This window comes from Corallococcus macrosporus, from assembly GCF_017302985.1.
GTDB classification, from domain to species: Bacteria; Myxococcota; Myxococcia; order Myxococcales; family Myxococcaceae; genus Corallococcus; species Corallococcus macrosporus_A.
This window is the reverse complement of sequence record NZ_JAFIMU010000007.1, coordinates 2,474,038-2,490,000: the sequence shown is the minus strand read 5'-3', so window position 1 is coordinate 2,490,000 and position 15,963 is coordinate 2,474,038. Positions and strand designations below refer to the sequence as shown.

16 protein-coding genes (1 of these 16 only partly in view) are annotated in these 15,963 nt (G+C 70.1%); 4 read left to right on the top strand and 12 right to left on the bottom strand.

What is annotated here, in order from left to right; all coding sequences use genetic code 11:
- A protein-coding gene (def, locus tag JYK02_RS22705) for a peptide deformylase (protein ID WP_207053966.1) crosses the window boundary here: on the bottom strand, positions 1-425 show its 5' portion. It extends 115 nt beyond the left edge of the window; 425 of the gene's 540 nt are visible here — the first part of the coding sequence; it begins with the start codon at positions 423-425; its stop codon lies beyond the left edge, outside the window.
- 59 nt (positions 426-484) lie between these two features.
- Here def and JYK02_RS22700 point away from each other — a divergent pair, with 59 nt between their 5' ends.
- Positions 485-967, top strand: coding sequence for a nuclear transport factor 2 family protein (locus tag JYK02_RS22700; RefSeq protein WP_207053965.1), 483 nt, complete (start codon positions 485-487; stop codon positions 965-967).
- Between the two features lie 11 nt (positions 968-978).
- Here JYK02_RS22700 and JYK02_RS22695 read toward each other — a convergent pair whose 3' ends face one another.
- The 6 genes from JYK02_RS22695 to JYK02_RS22670 all read right to left on the bottom strand — a co-directional run bounded on the left by JYK02_RS22695 (position 979) and on the right by JYK02_RS22670 (position 6,541).
- Positions 979-2,418: a hypothetical protein gene (locus JYK02_RS22695; RefSeq protein ID WP_207053964.1), complete on the bottom strand. Its 1,440-nt coding sequence runs from the start codon at positions 2,416-2,418 to the stop codon at positions 979-981.
- A 112-nt stretch (positions 2,419-2,530) separates the two neighbouring features.
- Positions 2,531-3,052 (bottom strand): hypothetical protein, encoded by a 522-nt coding sequence (locus JYK02_RS22690; protein ID WP_242588852.1) that lies wholly within the window; start codon positions 3,050-3,052, stop codon positions 2,531-2,533.
- Positions 3,053-3,088: 36 nt separating this feature from the next.
- Complete coding sequence (locus JYK02_RS22685) at positions 3,089-3,706, bottom strand: DUF2378 family protein (RefSeq protein ID WP_207053963.1); 618 nt, start codon at positions 3,704-3,706, stop codon at positions 3,089-3,091.
- 45 nt (positions 3,707-3,751) lie between these two features.
- Positions 3,752-4,861: a 3-oxoacyl-ACP synthase III family protein gene (locus JYK02_RS22680; RefSeq protein WP_207055275.1), complete on the bottom strand. Its 1,110-nt coding sequence runs from the start codon at positions 4,859-4,861 to the stop codon at positions 3,752-3,754.
- Positions 4,862-5,228: 367 nt separating this feature from the next.
- Positions 5,229-5,774, bottom strand: coding sequence for a hypothetical protein (locus JYK02_RS22675; RefSeq protein ID WP_207053962.1), 546 nt, complete (start codon positions 5,772-5,774; stop codon positions 5,229-5,231).
- A 131-nt stretch (positions 5,775-5,905) separates the two neighbouring features.
- On the bottom strand, positions 5,906-6,541 hold the full coding sequence (locus JYK02_RS22670) for a vegetative protein (RefSeq protein WP_242588851.1): 636 nt from the start codon (positions 6,539-6,541) through the stop codon (positions 5,906-5,908).
- A 108-nt stretch (positions 6,542-6,649) separates the two neighbouring features.
- On the opposite strand from JYK02_RS22670, the gene JYK02_RS22665 reads away from it, so the two are divergent.
- Both JYK02_RS22665 and JYK02_RS22660 read left to right on the top strand, forming a co-directional pair.
- Positions 6,650-7,498 carry an AAA family ATPase gene (locus tag JYK02_RS22665; RefSeq protein WP_207053960.1) on the top strand — a complete coding sequence of 283 codons (849 nt, stop codon included), beginning with the start codon at positions 6,650-6,652 and terminating at the stop codon, positions 7,496-7,498.
- Positions 7,499-7,521: 23 nt separating this feature from the next.
- Entirely contained in the window at positions 7,522-8,727 is a 1,206-nt protein-coding gene (locus tag JYK02_RS22660) for a vWA domain-containing protein (RefSeq protein WP_207053958.1), read from the top strand.
- Here JYK02_RS22660 and JYK02_RS22655 read toward each other — a convergent pair.
- On the bottom strand, positions 8,724-9,311 hold the full coding sequence (locus JYK02_RS22655) for a hypothetical protein (RefSeq protein ID WP_207053956.1): 588 nt from the start codon (positions 9,309-9,311) through the stop codon (positions 8,724-8,726). The genes JYK02_RS22660 and JYK02_RS22655 overlap by 4 nt on opposite strands.
- A 286-nt stretch (positions 9,312-9,597) precedes the next feature.
- Between JYK02_RS22655 and tkt the strand changes: the two genes are divergently transcribed.
- Positions 9,598-11,655 (top strand): transketolase, encoded by a 2,058-nt coding sequence (gene tkt / locus JYK02_RS22650; RefSeq protein WP_207053954.1) that lies wholly within the window; start codon positions 9,598-9,600, stop codon positions 11,653-11,655.
- Between the two features lie 119 nt (positions 11,656-11,774).
- Here tkt and JYK02_RS22645 read toward each other — a convergent pair whose 3' ends face one another.
- From JYK02_RS22645 to JYK02_RS22630, 4 genes are all read right to left on the bottom strand, one after another.
- Entirely contained in the window at positions 11,775-13,277 is a 1,503-nt protein-coding gene (locus tag JYK02_RS22645) for a hypothetical protein (RefSeq protein WP_207053953.1), read from the bottom strand.
- A gap of 207 nt (positions 13,278-13,484) precedes the next feature.
- A complete protein-coding gene (locus JYK02_RS22640) occupies positions 13,485-13,925 on the bottom strand; it encodes a GNAT family N-acetyltransferase (protein ID WP_207053952.1) in 441 nt (146 codons plus the stop codon).
- A 12-nt stretch (positions 13,926-13,937) separates the two neighbouring features.
- A complete protein-coding gene (gene truB, locus JYK02_RS22635) occupies positions 13,938-14,834 on the bottom strand; it encodes a tRNA pseudouridine(55) synthase TruB (protein ID WP_207053951.1) in 897 nt (298 codons plus the stop codon).
- On the bottom strand, positions 14,831-15,934 hold the full coding sequence (locus JYK02_RS22630; RefSeq protein WP_207053950.1) for an AAA family ATPase: 1,104 nt from the start codon (positions 15,932-15,934) through the stop codon (positions 14,831-14,833). The genes truB and JYK02_RS22630 overlap by 4 nt, the downstream gene beginning before the upstream one ends.
- Positions 15,935-15,963 lie beyond the last annotated feature (29 nt).

Below are 15,963 nucleotides of genomic sequence, written 5' to 3'. Positions count from 1 at the left end.
TCCACGAAGACGTGTCCGTCCAGGTGGTCGATTTCGTGCTGGAGCACGTGCGCGAGCCGGCCTTCCGCCTCCAGTTCGTGCCATTGGGCGCTCTTGTCCTGGTAGCGGACCTTCACGCGCTCGACGCGGGGGCACTTCTCCCACACGTCCGGCACGGAGAGGCAGCCCTCCTCCAGCTTCACGCTCCCCTCCTTCGACAGCATCTGGGGGTTCACGATTTCGAACTGGGTGCCGTCCTCCCGGCCGACGATGGCCACGCGCAGGGGGACTCCCACCTGGTTGGCCGCGATGCCGATGCCCTTGGCCTCCGCCATGGCCTCCGACATCTCCTGGAGGAGCGTTTCGAGCGCCGGGCCGAAGTCGGTCACGGGCTGGGTGGACGTGGTGAGAACCTTGTGGGGCCAGATGACGATGTCGCGAGCCATGCGCGCGACTCTGCCATGCGGCCCCTTCCATTGCTCGGCAGTTCCGCTAGACCGGCGGCATGCACCCGCACTCCCAGCTCATCACTGATTTCTATTCGGCTTTCCAGCGCCGCGACGCGGACGGAATGGCCGCCTGCTACCACCCGGACGTGGAGTTCAACGACGCCGTGTTCCAGGGGCTGCGCTACGCAGGGGCCACCTCCATGTGGCGCATGCTGCTGGAGCGCGGCAAGGACCTGGAGCTCGTCTTCAGCCAGGTCCAGGCGGATGACCGCACCGGCAGTGCCCACTGGGATGCGCGCTACACCTTCGGTCAGACGGGCCGGAAGGTGCTCAACCGCATCGATGCGACGTTCGAGTTCAAGGACGGGAAGATCATCCGCCACACGGACCGGTTCCCCTTCTGGACGTGGTCGCGGCAGGCGCTGGGGCCCGTGGGCTGGGCGCTCGGGTGGACGCCGCTGCTGCACAACAAGGTGCGCGCCCAGGGGGCGGCGGGGCTGCGCAAGTACATGAAGGAGCGCGGCATCGAAGGGGCTTGAAGGCCCCTGGCTCACTCCCTCACGTCGAGCGTCTTCAGCGTCACCGGCCCCTTGGGGCCCTGGCGTGACAGGGTCGCCTCGCAGCGCACCTGTCCCATCCAGTCCGTGAAGCGCAGCGACGCCGTGCCGTCCGCGTGGAGCCAGAGCGTCGCGTGGCCGTGGTTGCCCCGGTCCTGGCGCACGCCCGTCCATTCCGGGAAGCGCGGCCGGGATTCGAAGAAGCGGACCGGCGCCGCCGGGTAGTCCGGGGCATCCCGCCGCTCGGAGGGGAAGCCTCCATGGCCCAGGCTGGCGCCGAGGAAGGGCAGGCCGGGTGCCCGGTCATACAGCGCGCCGGCCTGGGTACCGCCCCAGCACCAGAGGTCCACCCACTCGCGCTCGACGACCAGGGCCCGCAGGTCCTCCGTCACCAGGGGCGACAGCTGTTTCGCGTCCGGCCCGTAGGGCGCGGCGTGGCTCAGCAGGATGTTCATGGCGCCGCGCCGGCGTCCTTCCGACAGGCGCTGCTCCAGCCATTGCAGCAGCGCGGGCTCGCGGTGGCGGCCCGCTTCGAACCAGGCGGTGTCCAGGCCGATGAGCTGGAAGCGCTCGGCGGCGAGGCAGAAGTAGCTGCCCTCTTGCGGGTGACGACGGCCCGCGCCCCTCCGCTCGTCGAGGTAGCGGAAGTAGGCCCCCGCGCCCGAGCGCATCTCCGGCGGCGCGTTCAGCGTCAGCAATGACGTCGTCCCGAGCAGCGGCTCCAGCGGCTCCGCCACGTGCGCGTCGAATTCACCCTGGCGGCCCGCGTAGAAGACGCCGCCCAGATGGACCGCGCAGTCCAGGCGCTCGCCGCGCATCACCAGTTGCCGGGCGATGTACCGCGAGGCGTATTCGCCCGTGCCGAAGTCCGCGAAGAGCGCGACCTCCACCGGCTGCCCCGGCTCCGGTTCACGCATGGGATAGACGAAGCGGCTCTTCGCGCCGAAGTGCCAGCGGAACGGGGCCTGCCGCACCGCCGCGCCCTGCTCCAGCCACACGGGGCCGCTGAACAGCAGCCAGCCGCGCAGGTCCGCCTGGGGCTCGAAGCGCGTGCGCGTGGGGTCGATGGGGATCTCCTCCGTCTTCAGCGGGAAGGTGAAGTCCACGGGCAGCCCGCCCGTCCCCTGCCGGGCGTGGCGCTCCGTCGCGTCCAGGCGCTCCTGGAACTGGCCGGGGTCCGTGAAGAGCAGCTCGAGCTCGCGCAGCACCTCCACGAACGCGCCCACCGTGACCCTCGCGCCCAGGCCGCTCTCCGTCCAGCGCAGCACGTCCTCCGGTTCACGCAGGAAGGCGGACTTGAGCGCCTCCAGCTCCTCCGGGCCCAGGAGGGGCAGGTCCGTGTCCTCCGGCGGCGGCGCTTCCGGCGCGGCCCTGCCCGTCGCTGGCGGCCGGTAGCCGAGCGATTCGTAGAGCGGATTCCACCTGCTTTCCATGCGTCCCCCTCGTGCTGGCGTCGGATGGCCAGGGACGTATTCTCCCAGGCAACCCCGACATTCCTGTTTCATCCGGGCGCGCCGGGAGGGGGCCGGCGCGCGGGCTTTTCGCTCAGGGGCTGGAGGTGCCCGGGCCTTCCTTCCGGAAGGTGTAGAGCGTGTAGTACGAGCCCGTGGCGAAGCCGGGCAGCTTGAGCGGGTTGAACACGCTGAGGTTGGACAGCACGCCACCCACGAAGCCCGGCGGCACCTCCACCAGCTTCAGCGCGCCGCCCGCGAGCACCACCCCCGCCTGGGGCTGGTCGTTGCTCACGAGCGTGCACTCGCCCGCCGCGGTGAAGGCGCCCACCGGCAGGAGGAAGCGCGCGTAGAACGGCACCTGCGTGCCCGGGGTGAAGGTGCGGTCCGTCAGCCGGAAGCAGGCCGTGGCCGAGCCCACGCGTTCGTAGTTGCCGTCACCCACGGGCACGTAGAGGCCCGCGCCCAGCTTCACGGTGGGCGTGAAGGGCGCCGCCGCGCACACCGCTTCATCCGGCGGCGTGGCGGCGTCCTCCTGCGAGCGAAAGGCATACACCCACTCGGTGCCGGACCGCAGCCGCACCGTCGCTCCCGACTGCTCGCGCGTCGTGTTCAAACCCAGCCTCCAGGACCGCGACGGTTCGTGCTCCGGTCACTGCCAGGACAGCGCGTACTCCGTATCCACCGGGCCGGTCTGCCGGCCCTTCACCTGGACACCTCGGGCGCCCAGGGCCTCGATGACGGCCTGGAGCACGCCTTCATGGTACGCGGGCGGCATGAAGTCCCGCTTCATGATGAGCTTGCCGGCGCGCTCGCCGGACCACTCCACGGAGCGGTCGCCGTAGCTCACCGCCGCGCGGTAGCCCGTGGGCAGGTTCGTCACCAGCCGCTTGGGGCTGTCCCCCGCGAGCAGCAGCAGCGTCTTGCCCGCCGCCGACGACAGGAAGTCCGTGGTGGCCTGCGTGCCCATCTTGCGCAACATCGCGTCGAAGCCGCCCAACTGCGGCCCCATCAACTGCGCTCCCGTGAAGGACAGCTTCAGGAAGCCCGACACCGGGTAGTTGAAGAAGTCCACGAACTTCTTCTCCGGCACCACCGCCAGGCACTTCTCCACCGCGGCGTCGCCACCGAGGATGCGCACCGCGTTCAGCGCGCCGTTGAAGAACATGCCTCGGGCCGTGTCGTCGGGGGTCGCCAGGGCCAGGCGTTTCTCCAGGTCCTGCGCGACGGCCGGATCCAGGCCGGATGCTTCCTTGCGCTGCTCACTCATAGAGGGGGGAATCTCCGGGGGGGAGGAGATGAACACCCGTGCGCACTACAGCCGCACGAGCTGGGCCCCATAATGGACGTTGGCGCCGACCGCCGCCACCACCACCAGGTCCCCACTGCCGAGCGCCACACGACCCTGCTCCAGGTCCTCCGCGAGGAGAATCAGCATGCCGGCCGCGGAGGTGTTGCCAATCCGGTCCACGTTGCAGGCCACGGCCTCCTTCGGCAGGCCCGCGCGGGTGACGAACGCGTCCATCACCCGCTTGTTCGGCTGGTGGAAGTAGTAGCGCTTCACCTGCTCGCGCACGGCGGGGGTGAGCACCGCGTCCAGGCACTTCTGCATGTACTCCGGGTAGCTGCGCGCGACCTTGAAGCCATCCACCACGAAGGCCATCTCGGACGGGCGCGTGCGGCCCGGCTGGTAGGGCAGCTTGAGCATGCCGCCGCCCCGGCGCGCCACCAGCTCCGCGTACGCGTTGCCGGAGAACGAGGAGAGGATGCCGGGGCCGTCCTCGTCGCCCTCCTGCTTGCGCAGCACCACCGCGCCCGCGCCGTCTCCGAAGACATACATGGACAGGTAGGCATTGAGCGCCTTGGGGCGGCCCGGCGTGGGCGGCAGCTCGTCCGTGTAGACCTCGCGGTTGAGCAGCGGCGAGGTGAACGCCGAGGCCACCACCGCCACCGTGCGGAAGCGGCCGCCCTCCATCATCTTGCGCACCAGGTCCAGCACGTAGGGCGTGCCGCCGCAGCCGTCGTCCACCACCAGCGCGAAGGCGTCCTCGCGCAGGCCCAGCCGCTCGTGCAGCGCCATGGCGTCGTGGTTGAAGTGCGGCGCGTCCGGGGTGCACGTCACCACGAAGAGCGCGTCCAGCTCCCTCGCGTCCACGCCGCCGCGCTGCAGGGCCTGGCGCAGGGAGACCTCGCACATGTCCGTGTTCGTCGCCGGGTAGAAGCGCCCCAGCACGTCGTCCGGCGGGGGGATGGCGCGGCCCGTCTCCTCATCGAAGTCCCAGAGGAAGCGGCGTTCCTTGATGCCAATCTTCTCCTCGATGCGTGCGGCCGACCAACCGGGGATCGCCCGGGCGATCCGCTCGTTGGAGATGGTCCGCGTAGGGACGAAGGAACCGGCGCCCACGACACACACCCGTTCGGTCATTTCCATGGCCTCGCGATTTCACAGCATCGCCGGACGGGATGAATTCCCTGGCATGCGTGCCTAGAGCACGTTCCAGGCCACCGCCTAAGCCCTTGGAAAGACGGACTTCCTTCCCTTGGCCGCCTCATCCGTGAAGTACACGCGATGACAGAACAGGGCCAGAAGCGAGGAAAATCCGCAGGATGCGAGACACTTCAAAAGTGAAGCAGCCGAAGTGGAATGAATCACACGCGGCGTGTCAATTCACTTTCAGTGGACGTCAAGCAGACTCACGGTGCCTGACATTGGCCACTCTCTATTGCGTGTCGGGTGCCTGATTGGATCTCCGCGGCCATTTTTTCCATGGCCGCGGGGTCCGAGGCATTGCTCAGAAGGGGATGTTGTCGTCGTCGCCCGGGGGCGGGATGCCGTCGTCGTCCGGCGGGCCGTTGCCGTAGCCGCCGCCACCGTAGCCACCGCCCCGGCCTCCGCCGCCGCCACGCGCGGGCGGTTCGCCGCCGCCGCCCTCACCGCGCTGCCGGGCGATCTCCGTCTCGATGGCGGACAGGAGCTGGCGCTCCTTGTCGTGCCACCGGGACTTGCTGGGGTCCGCCAGCGAGCGGCGCGCGCCGTTGGCGTAGAACTCCAGGTCCTGGAGGCTGGCGCCGTAGACGGGGGCGCCCTTGCTGCGGCCGTAGTTGGGGAGGAGCGTGCCGTCGCCGCCACCACCACCGCCACCACCGGACGGGGCGCCCGAGGCCGCGGGGCGGCGGTAGGCCGGCTGCGACGCCGCGACGGGCGTGGCGCTCATGGACAGCTCACCCAGCTGCAGCGTGAAGCCTTCGCCGTTCCTGTACGCCGTGCCCACCCGGACCTGCTCCACCTGACCGTCGGGACGGCGGACCGCGACGGTGACTGGATATTGCTCGCTCATGGAGCCGGGATTCACACCTCCACGGGCCCTATGTCAACCGAAGGAAGCAGCGCGTGTCGGGCCCCGGGCACGCACGGCGGGTCGCTCCAGGCGACCCGCCACGCGGGGAGGCGCACGGACGACGTCCCCCGTCAGGTCAGCGACACCATGCCGCCGCTGGAGCCCTTCTTGCGCACCCAGGCCTTGGGCTTGGGCGGAACGGCGGGCGCGGCCGGCTTCGCGGATTCCTTCAGCGCCTGGCTGCCCGCGCGACCGCGCGGCAGCGTGACGTCCGGGACCGACTGCGGCCGGGCACCGTCCACCCACGCCTCCGGACGGCGGCCGGTGCGGATGAGCAGGCGCAGCTTCTGGTAGTGCGCCGAGCAGTAGCCCTTGGAGCGGCTCTGGCGCTTGCAGCCCACGACGGCGCACGCCTGGGTGTCTTCCGCGGCGGCGGCCTTCGGCGGACGGCCCGGCGACTTCGCGGCGGCCGTCTTCACGGCGGGCGCGGACTTCGCGGCAGGCGTCTTCGCGGCGGGCGCGGCCTTCGCGGCGGGCGCGGACTTCGCGGCGGCGGACTTCGGCGGACGGCCCGGGCCCCGGCGGCGAGCCGGCTCCGGCGCCAGCGTGGGCGTGCGCACGCCCGCCACGGCCCCCAGGCGGCTGGAGAGCGGCGCCAGCCGTTGGATCATCTCCCGCAGCTCATCCAGCGCATCCAGCCCGTTGCCCATCCGGGCCACGGCCTTCTGAACAGGGGCCAGTTGCAGTTGCAACTCGCGCCGGACCATGTCGCGGAGTTCGGTCTCAAGTGAAAGTGGGGCCATGTGGGGCAGGATATACACCCAACCGCCCAGGGAAGGATGGAAACATTCCCCAGGATGTTAAAGGAACCAGTCATGACTCCGGTTCCCACTCCTGTTCGCTTCCGCGGCACCGACTCCTACCTCACGAGCGAGGGCCTGCAGGCCGCCGTCAACTGCGCCCTCACGCTCCAGCGGCCCCTGCTGGTCAAGGGCGAGCCCGGCACCGGCAAAACACTCCTGGCGGAAGCGATTGCCCAGGGACTGGGATTGAAGCTGCTCACCTGGCACGTGAAGAGCACCACGCGCGCGCAGGACGGGTTGTATGTCTACGACACCGTGCAGCGGTTGTATGACTCGCGCTTCGGGGACGGGGACGTGCGAGACATCCGGCGATACATCCGCCTGGGGCCGCTGGGTGAGGCGTTCGCCTCGCCGGAGCGCGTGGTGTTGCTCATTGACGAGGTGGACAAGGCGGACCTGGAGTTCCCCAACGACCTGCTCCACGAGCTGGACCGGATGCGCTTCCGCATCTCCGAGACGAACGACGAGGTCGTGGCGAAGCAGCGCCCCGTGGTGCTCATCACCAGCAACAACGAGAAGGAATTGCCTGACGCGTTCCTGCGCCGGTGCGTGTTCCACTTCATCGACTTCCCGGAGCGCGAGCTCATGCAGCGCATCGTGGACGTGCACCACCCGGGGCTGGACCCGGCGCTGGCGGACCAGGCGCTCAAGGTCTTCTACGAGCTGCGCGCGATGACGCGGCTGCGCAAGCGGCCCTCCACCAGCGAGCTAGTGGACTGGATTTCCGTGCTCAAGGCCAACGGCGTGGTGGAGCTGAAGCTGGAGGAGCAGCTGCCGTTCCTGGGCGCGCTGCTCAAGAAGGAGCAGGACCTGGTGGCGGTGGCCGAGGCCTTCGGTCGCGGCCGGCGGACTCGCGCTTAAAGAGCGGCACGGAGGCCAACGCCATGTTCCTGCCGTTCTTCTACGAGCTGCGAAAGCGCGGGGTGAAGGTGGGCGCGCAGGAGGCGCTCGCCCTGGCCGGGGCGCTGAAGGCCGGGCTGCATGACAGCAGCCTGGATGGGTTCTACCACGTGGCGCGCGCGCTCCTGGTCCACTCGGAGACGCAGCTGGATGCCTTTGACCAGGCGTTCCTGTTCCACTTCCAGGGCGTCGCGTCCGATGCGCTGAAGCTCACCGAGGAGCTGCTGTCCTGGCTGGAGGAGGCGAAGGAGCGCAAGGATTTGAGCCCGGAGGAGCTGGCGCTCCTGGAGCAGTGGGACCCGGAGGAGTTGCGCCGGCAGCTGGAGCAGCGGCTGAAGGAGCAGACCGAGCGCCACGACGGCGGCAACCGCTGGGTGGGCACGGGCGGCGCGTCTGCCTTTGGCAACAACGGCGTGGCCCGGCAGGGCGTGCGCATTGGCGGCACGGGCGGCCGGCAGGGCCAGGCGCTGTGGCAGGCCGGCGCGCGCAAGTACGCGGGCTACCGCGACGACGTGGTGCTGGACACGCGGCAGATGGCGGTGGCGCTGCGCAAGCTGCGGGCCTTCGCGCGCGAGGGCGCGGCGGAGGAGCTGGACGTGGACGAGAGCATCGCCGCCACCGCGAAGAACGCGGGCGAGCTGGAGGTGGTGACGCGTCCGCCGCGCCGGCCCAATACGCGCGTGGTGCTGTGCATGGACGTGGGCGGCTCCATGGACCCGTACGCGCACCTGGTGAGCCGGCTGTTCAGCGTGGCCAGCCAGGCCTCGCACTTCAAGGAGCTGCGGACCTACTACTTCCACAACTGCGTCTACGGGAAGCTGTACGCCACGCCGCAGCTCACGGGCGGCATCACCGTGCCGGAGCTCACCGCGCAGGTGGGAAGGCATCACAAGCTGGTGATGGTGGGGGATGCGTCCATGGCCCCGTATGAGCTGGGCATCCGCACGGATGCGAATGGCCAGTACCGGCAGGAGGGGCTGGAGGGCCTGACGTGGCTGATGCAACTGGCCCAGCACTTCGAGCGCAACGTGTGGCTCAACCCGGAGCCGCGCGGGTCGTGGCGCACGGGCACCATCGCGACCATCGCCAACGTGTTCCCCATGTTCGCCCTCACCGTGGAGGGACTGGGTGAGGCGGTGAACCACCTCACCCGGGGGAAGACACCGCGCGGGGCGGCCGCGAGGCGTTAAGGGGCGGTCAGCACCTCGTAGTAGAAGACCCGGTACGGGGTCCAACCGGCGGCATCCACGTACTGCCTGTGGCCGCGGAAGATGTGCGTGCTGGTGATGGTCGCGAAATCCCCGGTGCCCGGATCCGACGAGCCCGGAATGAACTGGTCCTGCTGCGCGGTGGTGCGGACGAACAGGGTCGAGGAACCGACCACCACCCCCGAGCCGGAGATGAACTGGGCCTGTCCCGTCTCCGCGCCCAGCGGGAGCGTGGCGCGCACCCGGTAGAAGCCCGCGGGCAGCGCGCCGGCCGGGCGGACGCCCCCGACGTACAGGAAGGTGATGTCCACGCCCGCGGCGAACTCCTCGGCGGTGTGGAGGTCCGCGCCCACCGGGGGGCCATGGACGAGGAACGAGTCGCCGAGCGTCACGTACGTCACGGCGTCCGGGTCCACCGCGAGGCCCTGGGACGCGGCCTGCTGCACCAGCCCGCTGCGCATCGTGGACACGACGTCCTGGTTCGCCAGCTCCATCGCCCCCGAGACGGCCGGGCCTGTCCCCGCCCCCACCAACATCGACACCACCGGAATCAACGCGCTCAACATTGGGACAACTCTCCTGGATGGCTCGGGCCTCGCGGGACGCGATGGCCCGGCGCCTCCGCCTGGAGCAGCAGTCGTGCCAGACGGCAAAGGGCCGGAATGACTGGATGCCTCACGAGGCCTGTAACCCCGGGCGCTACTTGCGCCCGCCTGGCAGTAGCGCGGCCCATCACACGCAAGGGCGCGGACCTTGTGTCCGGCGGGACCCGGACGGGCGCGTTTGGTGCGGCGCGGCGGCCCTGGTTACGGCATGGTGCGCCCGCGACGCAGGCTCAGCGCGGGAGGCCGCATGACGACCGAGAAGATCGATACCCAGGCAATCAACACCATCCGCACGCTGTCGATGGACGCGGTGGAGAAGGCCCACTCGGGCCACCCGGGCGCGCCCATGGCGCTGGCGCCCGTGGCCTACCAGTTGTGGCAGCAGGAGCTGCGCTATGACCCGGCCACGCCGAACTGGCCGGACCGCGACCGCTTCATCCTGTCCAACGGCCACGCGTCCATGCTGCTCTACAGCCTGCTGCACCTGGCGGGCGTGAAGCGCGTGAAGGACGCGAAGGTGCTGGACGTTCCGGCCGTGTCCCTGGAGGACATCCGCAACTTCCGCCAGCTGGACTCCGCCACCCCGGGCCACCCGGAGTACCACTGGACCACCGGCGTGGAGACCACCACCGGCCCCCTGGGCGCGGGCGTGTCCAACAGCGTGGGCATGGCCATCGCCAGCAAGTGGCTGGGCGCCCACTTCAACAAGCCGGGCTTCGACCTGTTCACCCATGACGTCTACGCGCTGTGCGGCGACGGCGACATGATGGAGGGCGTGGCGAGCGAGGCCGCGTCGCTCGCGGGCCACCTGAAGCTGCCCAACCTCTGCTGGATCTACGACAGCAACCACATCTCCATCGACGGCAGCACCGACCTGGCCTTCACGGAGGACGTGGGCCGCCGCTTCGAGGGCTACGGCTGGCGCGTGCTGAAGGTCACCGACGCCAACGACCTGGACGCGCTGTCCAAGGCCTACAAGTCCTTCAAGGACGAGCGCGGCAAGCCCACGCTCATCATCGTCAACTCGTTCATCGGCTTCGGGTCGCCCAAGAAGCAGGGCTCCGCCAGCGCCCACGGCGAGCCGCTGGGCGCGGACGAAATCAAGGCCACCAAGAAGGCCTACGGCTGGCCCGAGGACGCGCAGTTCCTGGTGCCTGACGGTGTCCAGCAGCGCTTCCAGGAGCGGCTGGGGGCTCGCGGCAAGGGCCTGCGCGAGGCGTGGGACAAGTCCCTGGCGGACTACCGCAAGCAGCACCCGGAGCTGGCGCGCGAGCTGGACGCGCTGCTCAAGCGCGAGCTGCCGGAGGGCTGGGACAAGGAGCTGCCCGTGTTCCCCGCGGACGCGAAGGGCATGGCCACGCGTGAGTCCGGGGGCAAGGTGCTCAACGCGCTGGCGAAGAACTACCCGTGGCTCGTGGGTGGATCCGCGGACCTGAACCCGTCCACGAAGACGTACATCTCCGCGTCCACGTCCATGAAGCCGGGCGAGTACTCGGGGCGCAACATCCACTTCGGCGTGCGCGAGCACGCGATGGGCTCCGTCGTCAACGGACTCAACCTGAGCCACGTGCGCGGCTACGGCGCCACGTTCCTCATCTTCAGTGACTACGAGCGCCCCGCCATGCGCCTGTCGTCGCTGATGGAGATTCCGTCCATCCACATCTTCACGCACGACTCCATTGGCCTGGGCGAGGACGGCCCCACGCACCAGCCGGTGGAGCAGCTGATGTCGCTGCGCGCGGTGCCGGGCAACATCGTGCTGCGCCCCGGTGACGCCAACGAGGTGACGGAGGCGTGGCGCTACATCGCGCAGCAGCAGCACCACCCGGTGGTCCTGGTGCTGTCGCGCCAGCCGGTGCCCACGCTGGACCGCACGAAGTTCGCGCCGGCTTCCGGCGTGGCCAAGGGCGCGTACACGCTGCTGGACGCGGAGGGCGGCAAGCCGGACGTCATCCTCATTGGCACGGGCACGGAGGTGGCGCTGGTGGTGGAGGCCGCGGAGAAGCTCAAGGCCGAGGGCGTCAAGGCGCGCGTGGTGAGCATGCCGTCGTGGGAGCTGTTCGAGCAGCAGCCCCAGGAGTACCAGGACAGCGTGCTGCCCCCGGACGTGAAGGCGCGCGTCTCCGTGGAGAAGGGCGCGGCGTTCGGCTGGGAGCGCTGGGTGGGCCACACGGGCAGCGTCATCGGCATGCGCAGCTTCGGTGCGTCCGCGCCCATCAAGGCGCTGCAGCAGAAGTTCGGCTTCACCGTGGAGAACGTGGTGAAGGAAGCGCAGGCCACCATCGCCAAGGCGAAGAAGCACTGAGTTCCTCCTGAGACGGGCCCGCAAATGAGAGGGCCCCGGACCCTCCCCCGAAGGTCCGGGGCACCTCTATCCCCCCTGCTTCAATTTTTCCCCCACTTCACTTCCCCCCCTGCTTCAGCTCAGGCCGCGTAGAACGCGGGACGCGTGCGGGGCGGGTTGCTGACGAACTTCATCTCGTTGATCATCTTCTTGAAGTCCTTCTGGTCGATGCCGACGGAGCCCTGGAAGTTCGCGCGGTTGGCGTACTTCTCGTAGGTGTCCACGACCTTCTTCGCCTCGGGCGTGAGGCGGTCGTAGTTCTGGCGGGCCCACTTCATCGTGTCGGTGAACTCGTTGCCGGCCGCCTGGCCGTCCAGGTCGCCCGCGCCCTTCTCGATGGCGGCGGTCAGGTCGTTGCCGGTGATCTTGCCCGGCTTGGAGTCCAGGACCTCCAGCGCGTTGCGCATGGAGCTGTCGCTGAAGGTCTTGAAGCCCTCCATCTTCTTGAACATGGCGTCCGCGTCCTTCTGCGTGATGCCGCCCGGGCCGGCCTTCTTCGCGGCCTCCTGGTAGGTCTTCAGGACGTCGCGGGCCTCGGGGGTGAGGCGGCTCTCGTTCTTGGCGGCCCACTTCTCGAACTCCTTCAGCTCGGAGGTGGAGGAGTGGCCGTCGTTGTCGGAGATGCCCTTCTTGATGGCCTCGGTGAGGTCCTCGCCGGAGATGGGGCCCTGCTCCCTGTCGAGCGCCTCCGTGGCCTTGCGGGCGCTCACGTCACCGGCGCCCACCTTGCGCAGCTCGCGGTTGAGGGCGGCGGTCTCGCGGTCGTTGAGGCCGGAGCGGCCCTCCGCCTGCGCGGCCTTGGCGTGCTTGCGGTAGACGTCCAGGACCTCCTTGGCCTCCGGGGACAGGCGGCTCTCGTTCTTGGAGGCCCACTTCTCGAACTCCTTCAGCTCCGCGCCGGCGGCCTGGCCGTCGTGGTCCGCGGTGCCGCGGGAGATGGCGCGGGCCATGTCCTGGCCGGACACCGTGCCGCCGTGGGTCTTGCTGTCCAGGTGGGCGAGCGCCTTCTTCGCGCTGGCGTCACCCACGTCGCGCATCTCCGCGAGCATCTTCTTCATGTCGTCCTGCGGGATGCCGGACTGGCCGCGCGCCTGGGAGAGCGCCGCGTACTTGCTGTAGATGTCCATCACCTGGCGGGCTTCCGGGGTGAGGCGCTCGCGGTTGTTGGCGGCCCAGTCGGAGACGGCGCGGTACTCGCCGGAGGCGGCCTGGCCGTCCAGGTCCCCGATGGCGGCCTCGATGCTGTCCGCGAACTTCTCCGCGCTGATGGGGCCGGAGGTCTGGTTCAGCTTGCTCATCTCCATCATGGCGCCCAGGTCCTTGGGCTGCCAGTTGTCGCGGGGGGGCGTCCAGCAGCCGCGGCTGCCGGCGGAGAACTGATCACCGCCGTGCTGGTGGGACTTGAGGTCGGCGATCTGCGCCTTCATGCCCTCCATCTGCGCCTTCATGTTGTTCAGCGTCGCCTTCATCTCCGCGTTCTGCTTCGCGGCGGAGACCGAGCCCTTGAGGACCGCGAGCTCCTTGTGGCCCAGGGCCGGCTTGCTGTTCAGGGAGGTGGTGACGGCGTGCTTGATCGAGGACATGGTCAATCTCCGGGAGGAGCGGCTTCCGTTGCGGAAGCGGTCATGCCGGGACCTATTGCGCGCGTCGTGCCAGCCCTGCCTGCCTGCATACCCTGAATGATTCCATGGGGTTACGCGGCGACGGCGCGAAAGCCGGGGTGGTGACAACAGTCACCAGCGGTGATGACAGTCACCATCCCCCCCGCCCCGGGGTGGTGACCCGAAGCATCACTTCCGGCGCGCGGGCCGCAGCGCCTTGCGCACACGCTGCTTGCCGGCGGGGCGCTCCGCGACGTGGACGTAGCCCTGGTTGCGCCAGTCGCGGTGGATGAAGAAGCAGGGCACGGAGGAGACGGCGTCCGCGTCGTCGCACTTGAAGCTGGGGGCGCGGTCCAGGCGCGGGAAGTCCCGGCGCGGGCCGAAGGTGGCCCAGCCCACCGGTTCGCCGTCCGCGTAGGCGAGGAGGCCCTTCGCCTCGCCGCTCGCGACCAGGGCCTTGAAGCGGCGCTTCGCCTCGGGGCCTCGCACGTCGTCGTAGCGCTCGCCCTCCGGGATGCGCCAGTACATGCACCAGCAGCCGCCGCAGGCGCCGTTGGGGCCGAAGAGCTTCTCGAGGTCGGGCCAGCGCTCCGGGGTCAGCTCGACGGTCTTCAGGTCGGGAGGGGCCATGGGGCGCCCGTTCTAGACGCCGCCGCGCAGCTCTGTCTCGGGCCAGAGCGCTCCGTCCCGGGGCGTGAGCAGGAAGGTCAACTTCCCCTGGTGGAAGCCTCGCACCGGACCCGCGGGCTCCGGGTAGCCCGGCGGGAGGCGCCAGTCCGGAGGCTGGAGCGGAGAGAGAGGAATGGACTGGTCCTGGCGCAGCGCGCCCACGTCCTGATCCGTGAGGACGCGGGAGGAGGTCCACGGGAGCAGGTCGCGGCCGTGCAGCTCGATGCGATGGCCGGGGCCGGGGTCCTTCCACGGACCGATGGCCGTGCGCTTCAGCGCGGAGAGGTGCGCGCCGCAGCCGAGCGCGCGTCCCAGGTCTCGGGCCAACGCGCGGACGTAGTAGCCGCCCCGGCAGGTGAGCTCCAGCACGCTGGCGCGGGGCAGGTCGTGCGACAGCCAGCGCGCCGCGTGCAGGTACACACGCGACGGGGGCAGGTCCACGGCCTCCCCCCGGTGGGCCTTGCGGTAGGCGGGCTCGCCTCCGAGCTTCTTGGCGCTGGTGGCGGGCGGCACCTGCTCCGTCCAGCCGAGGAACGGGCGCAGCGCTTCGTCGAGGCTCGCGGGCGTGAGCGCGGAGGCGCCCCCCTGGTGCACGGGGCGGCCGTGCAGGTCGCCGGTGTCCATCTCCGTGCCCCACTCCACGCGGGCCACGTAGACCTTGGGCGCGGCGTGCAGGTGTTCGAAGAGGTGCGTGGCCGGGCCCACCAGCATCAAGAGCAGCCCTTCCGCGAACGGATCCAACGTGCCGCCGTGGACCAGCGCCGTGCGGCGGCCAGGCCGCGTCGCCTGGGCCTCCTCCTGGAAGGCGCGGACCGTGGCGAAGCTGGTGGCGCCCACGGGCTTGTGCGTGAGGTAGAGGCCGGGCGTCATTCGTCGTTCCCGTTCCGCTTCACCGTCGTCGCGCCCTGCTCTTTCTCCAGGTGCACCGGGGCGCTGCCGGTCTTGCCGGCGATGACTCGCGCGAGGGGCTCCGCGTGCGTCGTCACCCAGACCTGGCTGTCCTCCGAGGCTCGCGCGATGAGCCGGCCCAGGGGCTCCAGCAGGTCCGGGTGCAGGCTGGTCTCCGGTTCGTTCAGCGCGAGGAACGGCGGCGGCCTGGGGCTGAGCAGCGCCGCCAGCAGGCACAGGTAGCGCAGCGTGCCGTCCGACAGCTCCGCCGCCGACATGGGCCTGGACAGGCCGGGCATGTGCAGGAAGAGGCTGAAGCGGCCCTCCTCCGCTCGAATCTCCAGCCTCGCGCCGGGGAAGGCGTCGTCGATGCCCTGCTCCAGCGCGCGGTCGTCGCCAATCTCCCAGATGGTCTGGAGCGCCGCCGCCAGGTCTCGTCCGTCCGATGCGAGCACCGGCGTGCGCACGCCCACCTGCGGGTGCCGGGGCAGCGCGTCCGGGTCCGTGCGGAAGTGGTGGTAGAAGCGCCACGCGCCCAGCGTGCGCTGCACCTCCGCAAGGCGGGGGAAGCGGTGCGGTTCGGAGAGCTGATCCATCACCGACTCCGCGCCCCACAGCTCCGTGGGGAACGTGATGCGCTTGCCGTCCGCGTCGCGGATGAAGGCCGTGCGGTCCTTGCGCTCCATCAACACCAGCCGCCGGCCTCCAGCGTGCGCCCAGAGGTGCTCCTCCTTCACCTCCGGATCCAACGTGAACATCGTCGGGCGCGGCTCGGCGGGCGCGTTGGGCACCACGCCGCATTGCAGCTCGTAGGTGAGGTCGTCCAGGTCCACCGTCACTCGCACGCGCGCCGGTTTCCTGGGGTCGCGCGGGCCGGCCCACATGACGCTCGGGGCGCCGCCCTCCTCCGCCAGCGTGCGCGCGAGCCGCCCCTCCGCCGCCGCCGAGAGCAGGTACAGCGCGCGGTACAGGTTCGTCTTGCCGCTGCCGTTGGGGCCCACCACCACGGTCACCGGCCCCAGCTCCAGGTGGAGCTGACGCACGGAGCGATAGCCTGCGATGTCCAGACGCGTGAGGGGCATGACGTGCGCGCAAGCCTATCCGGTCCGGC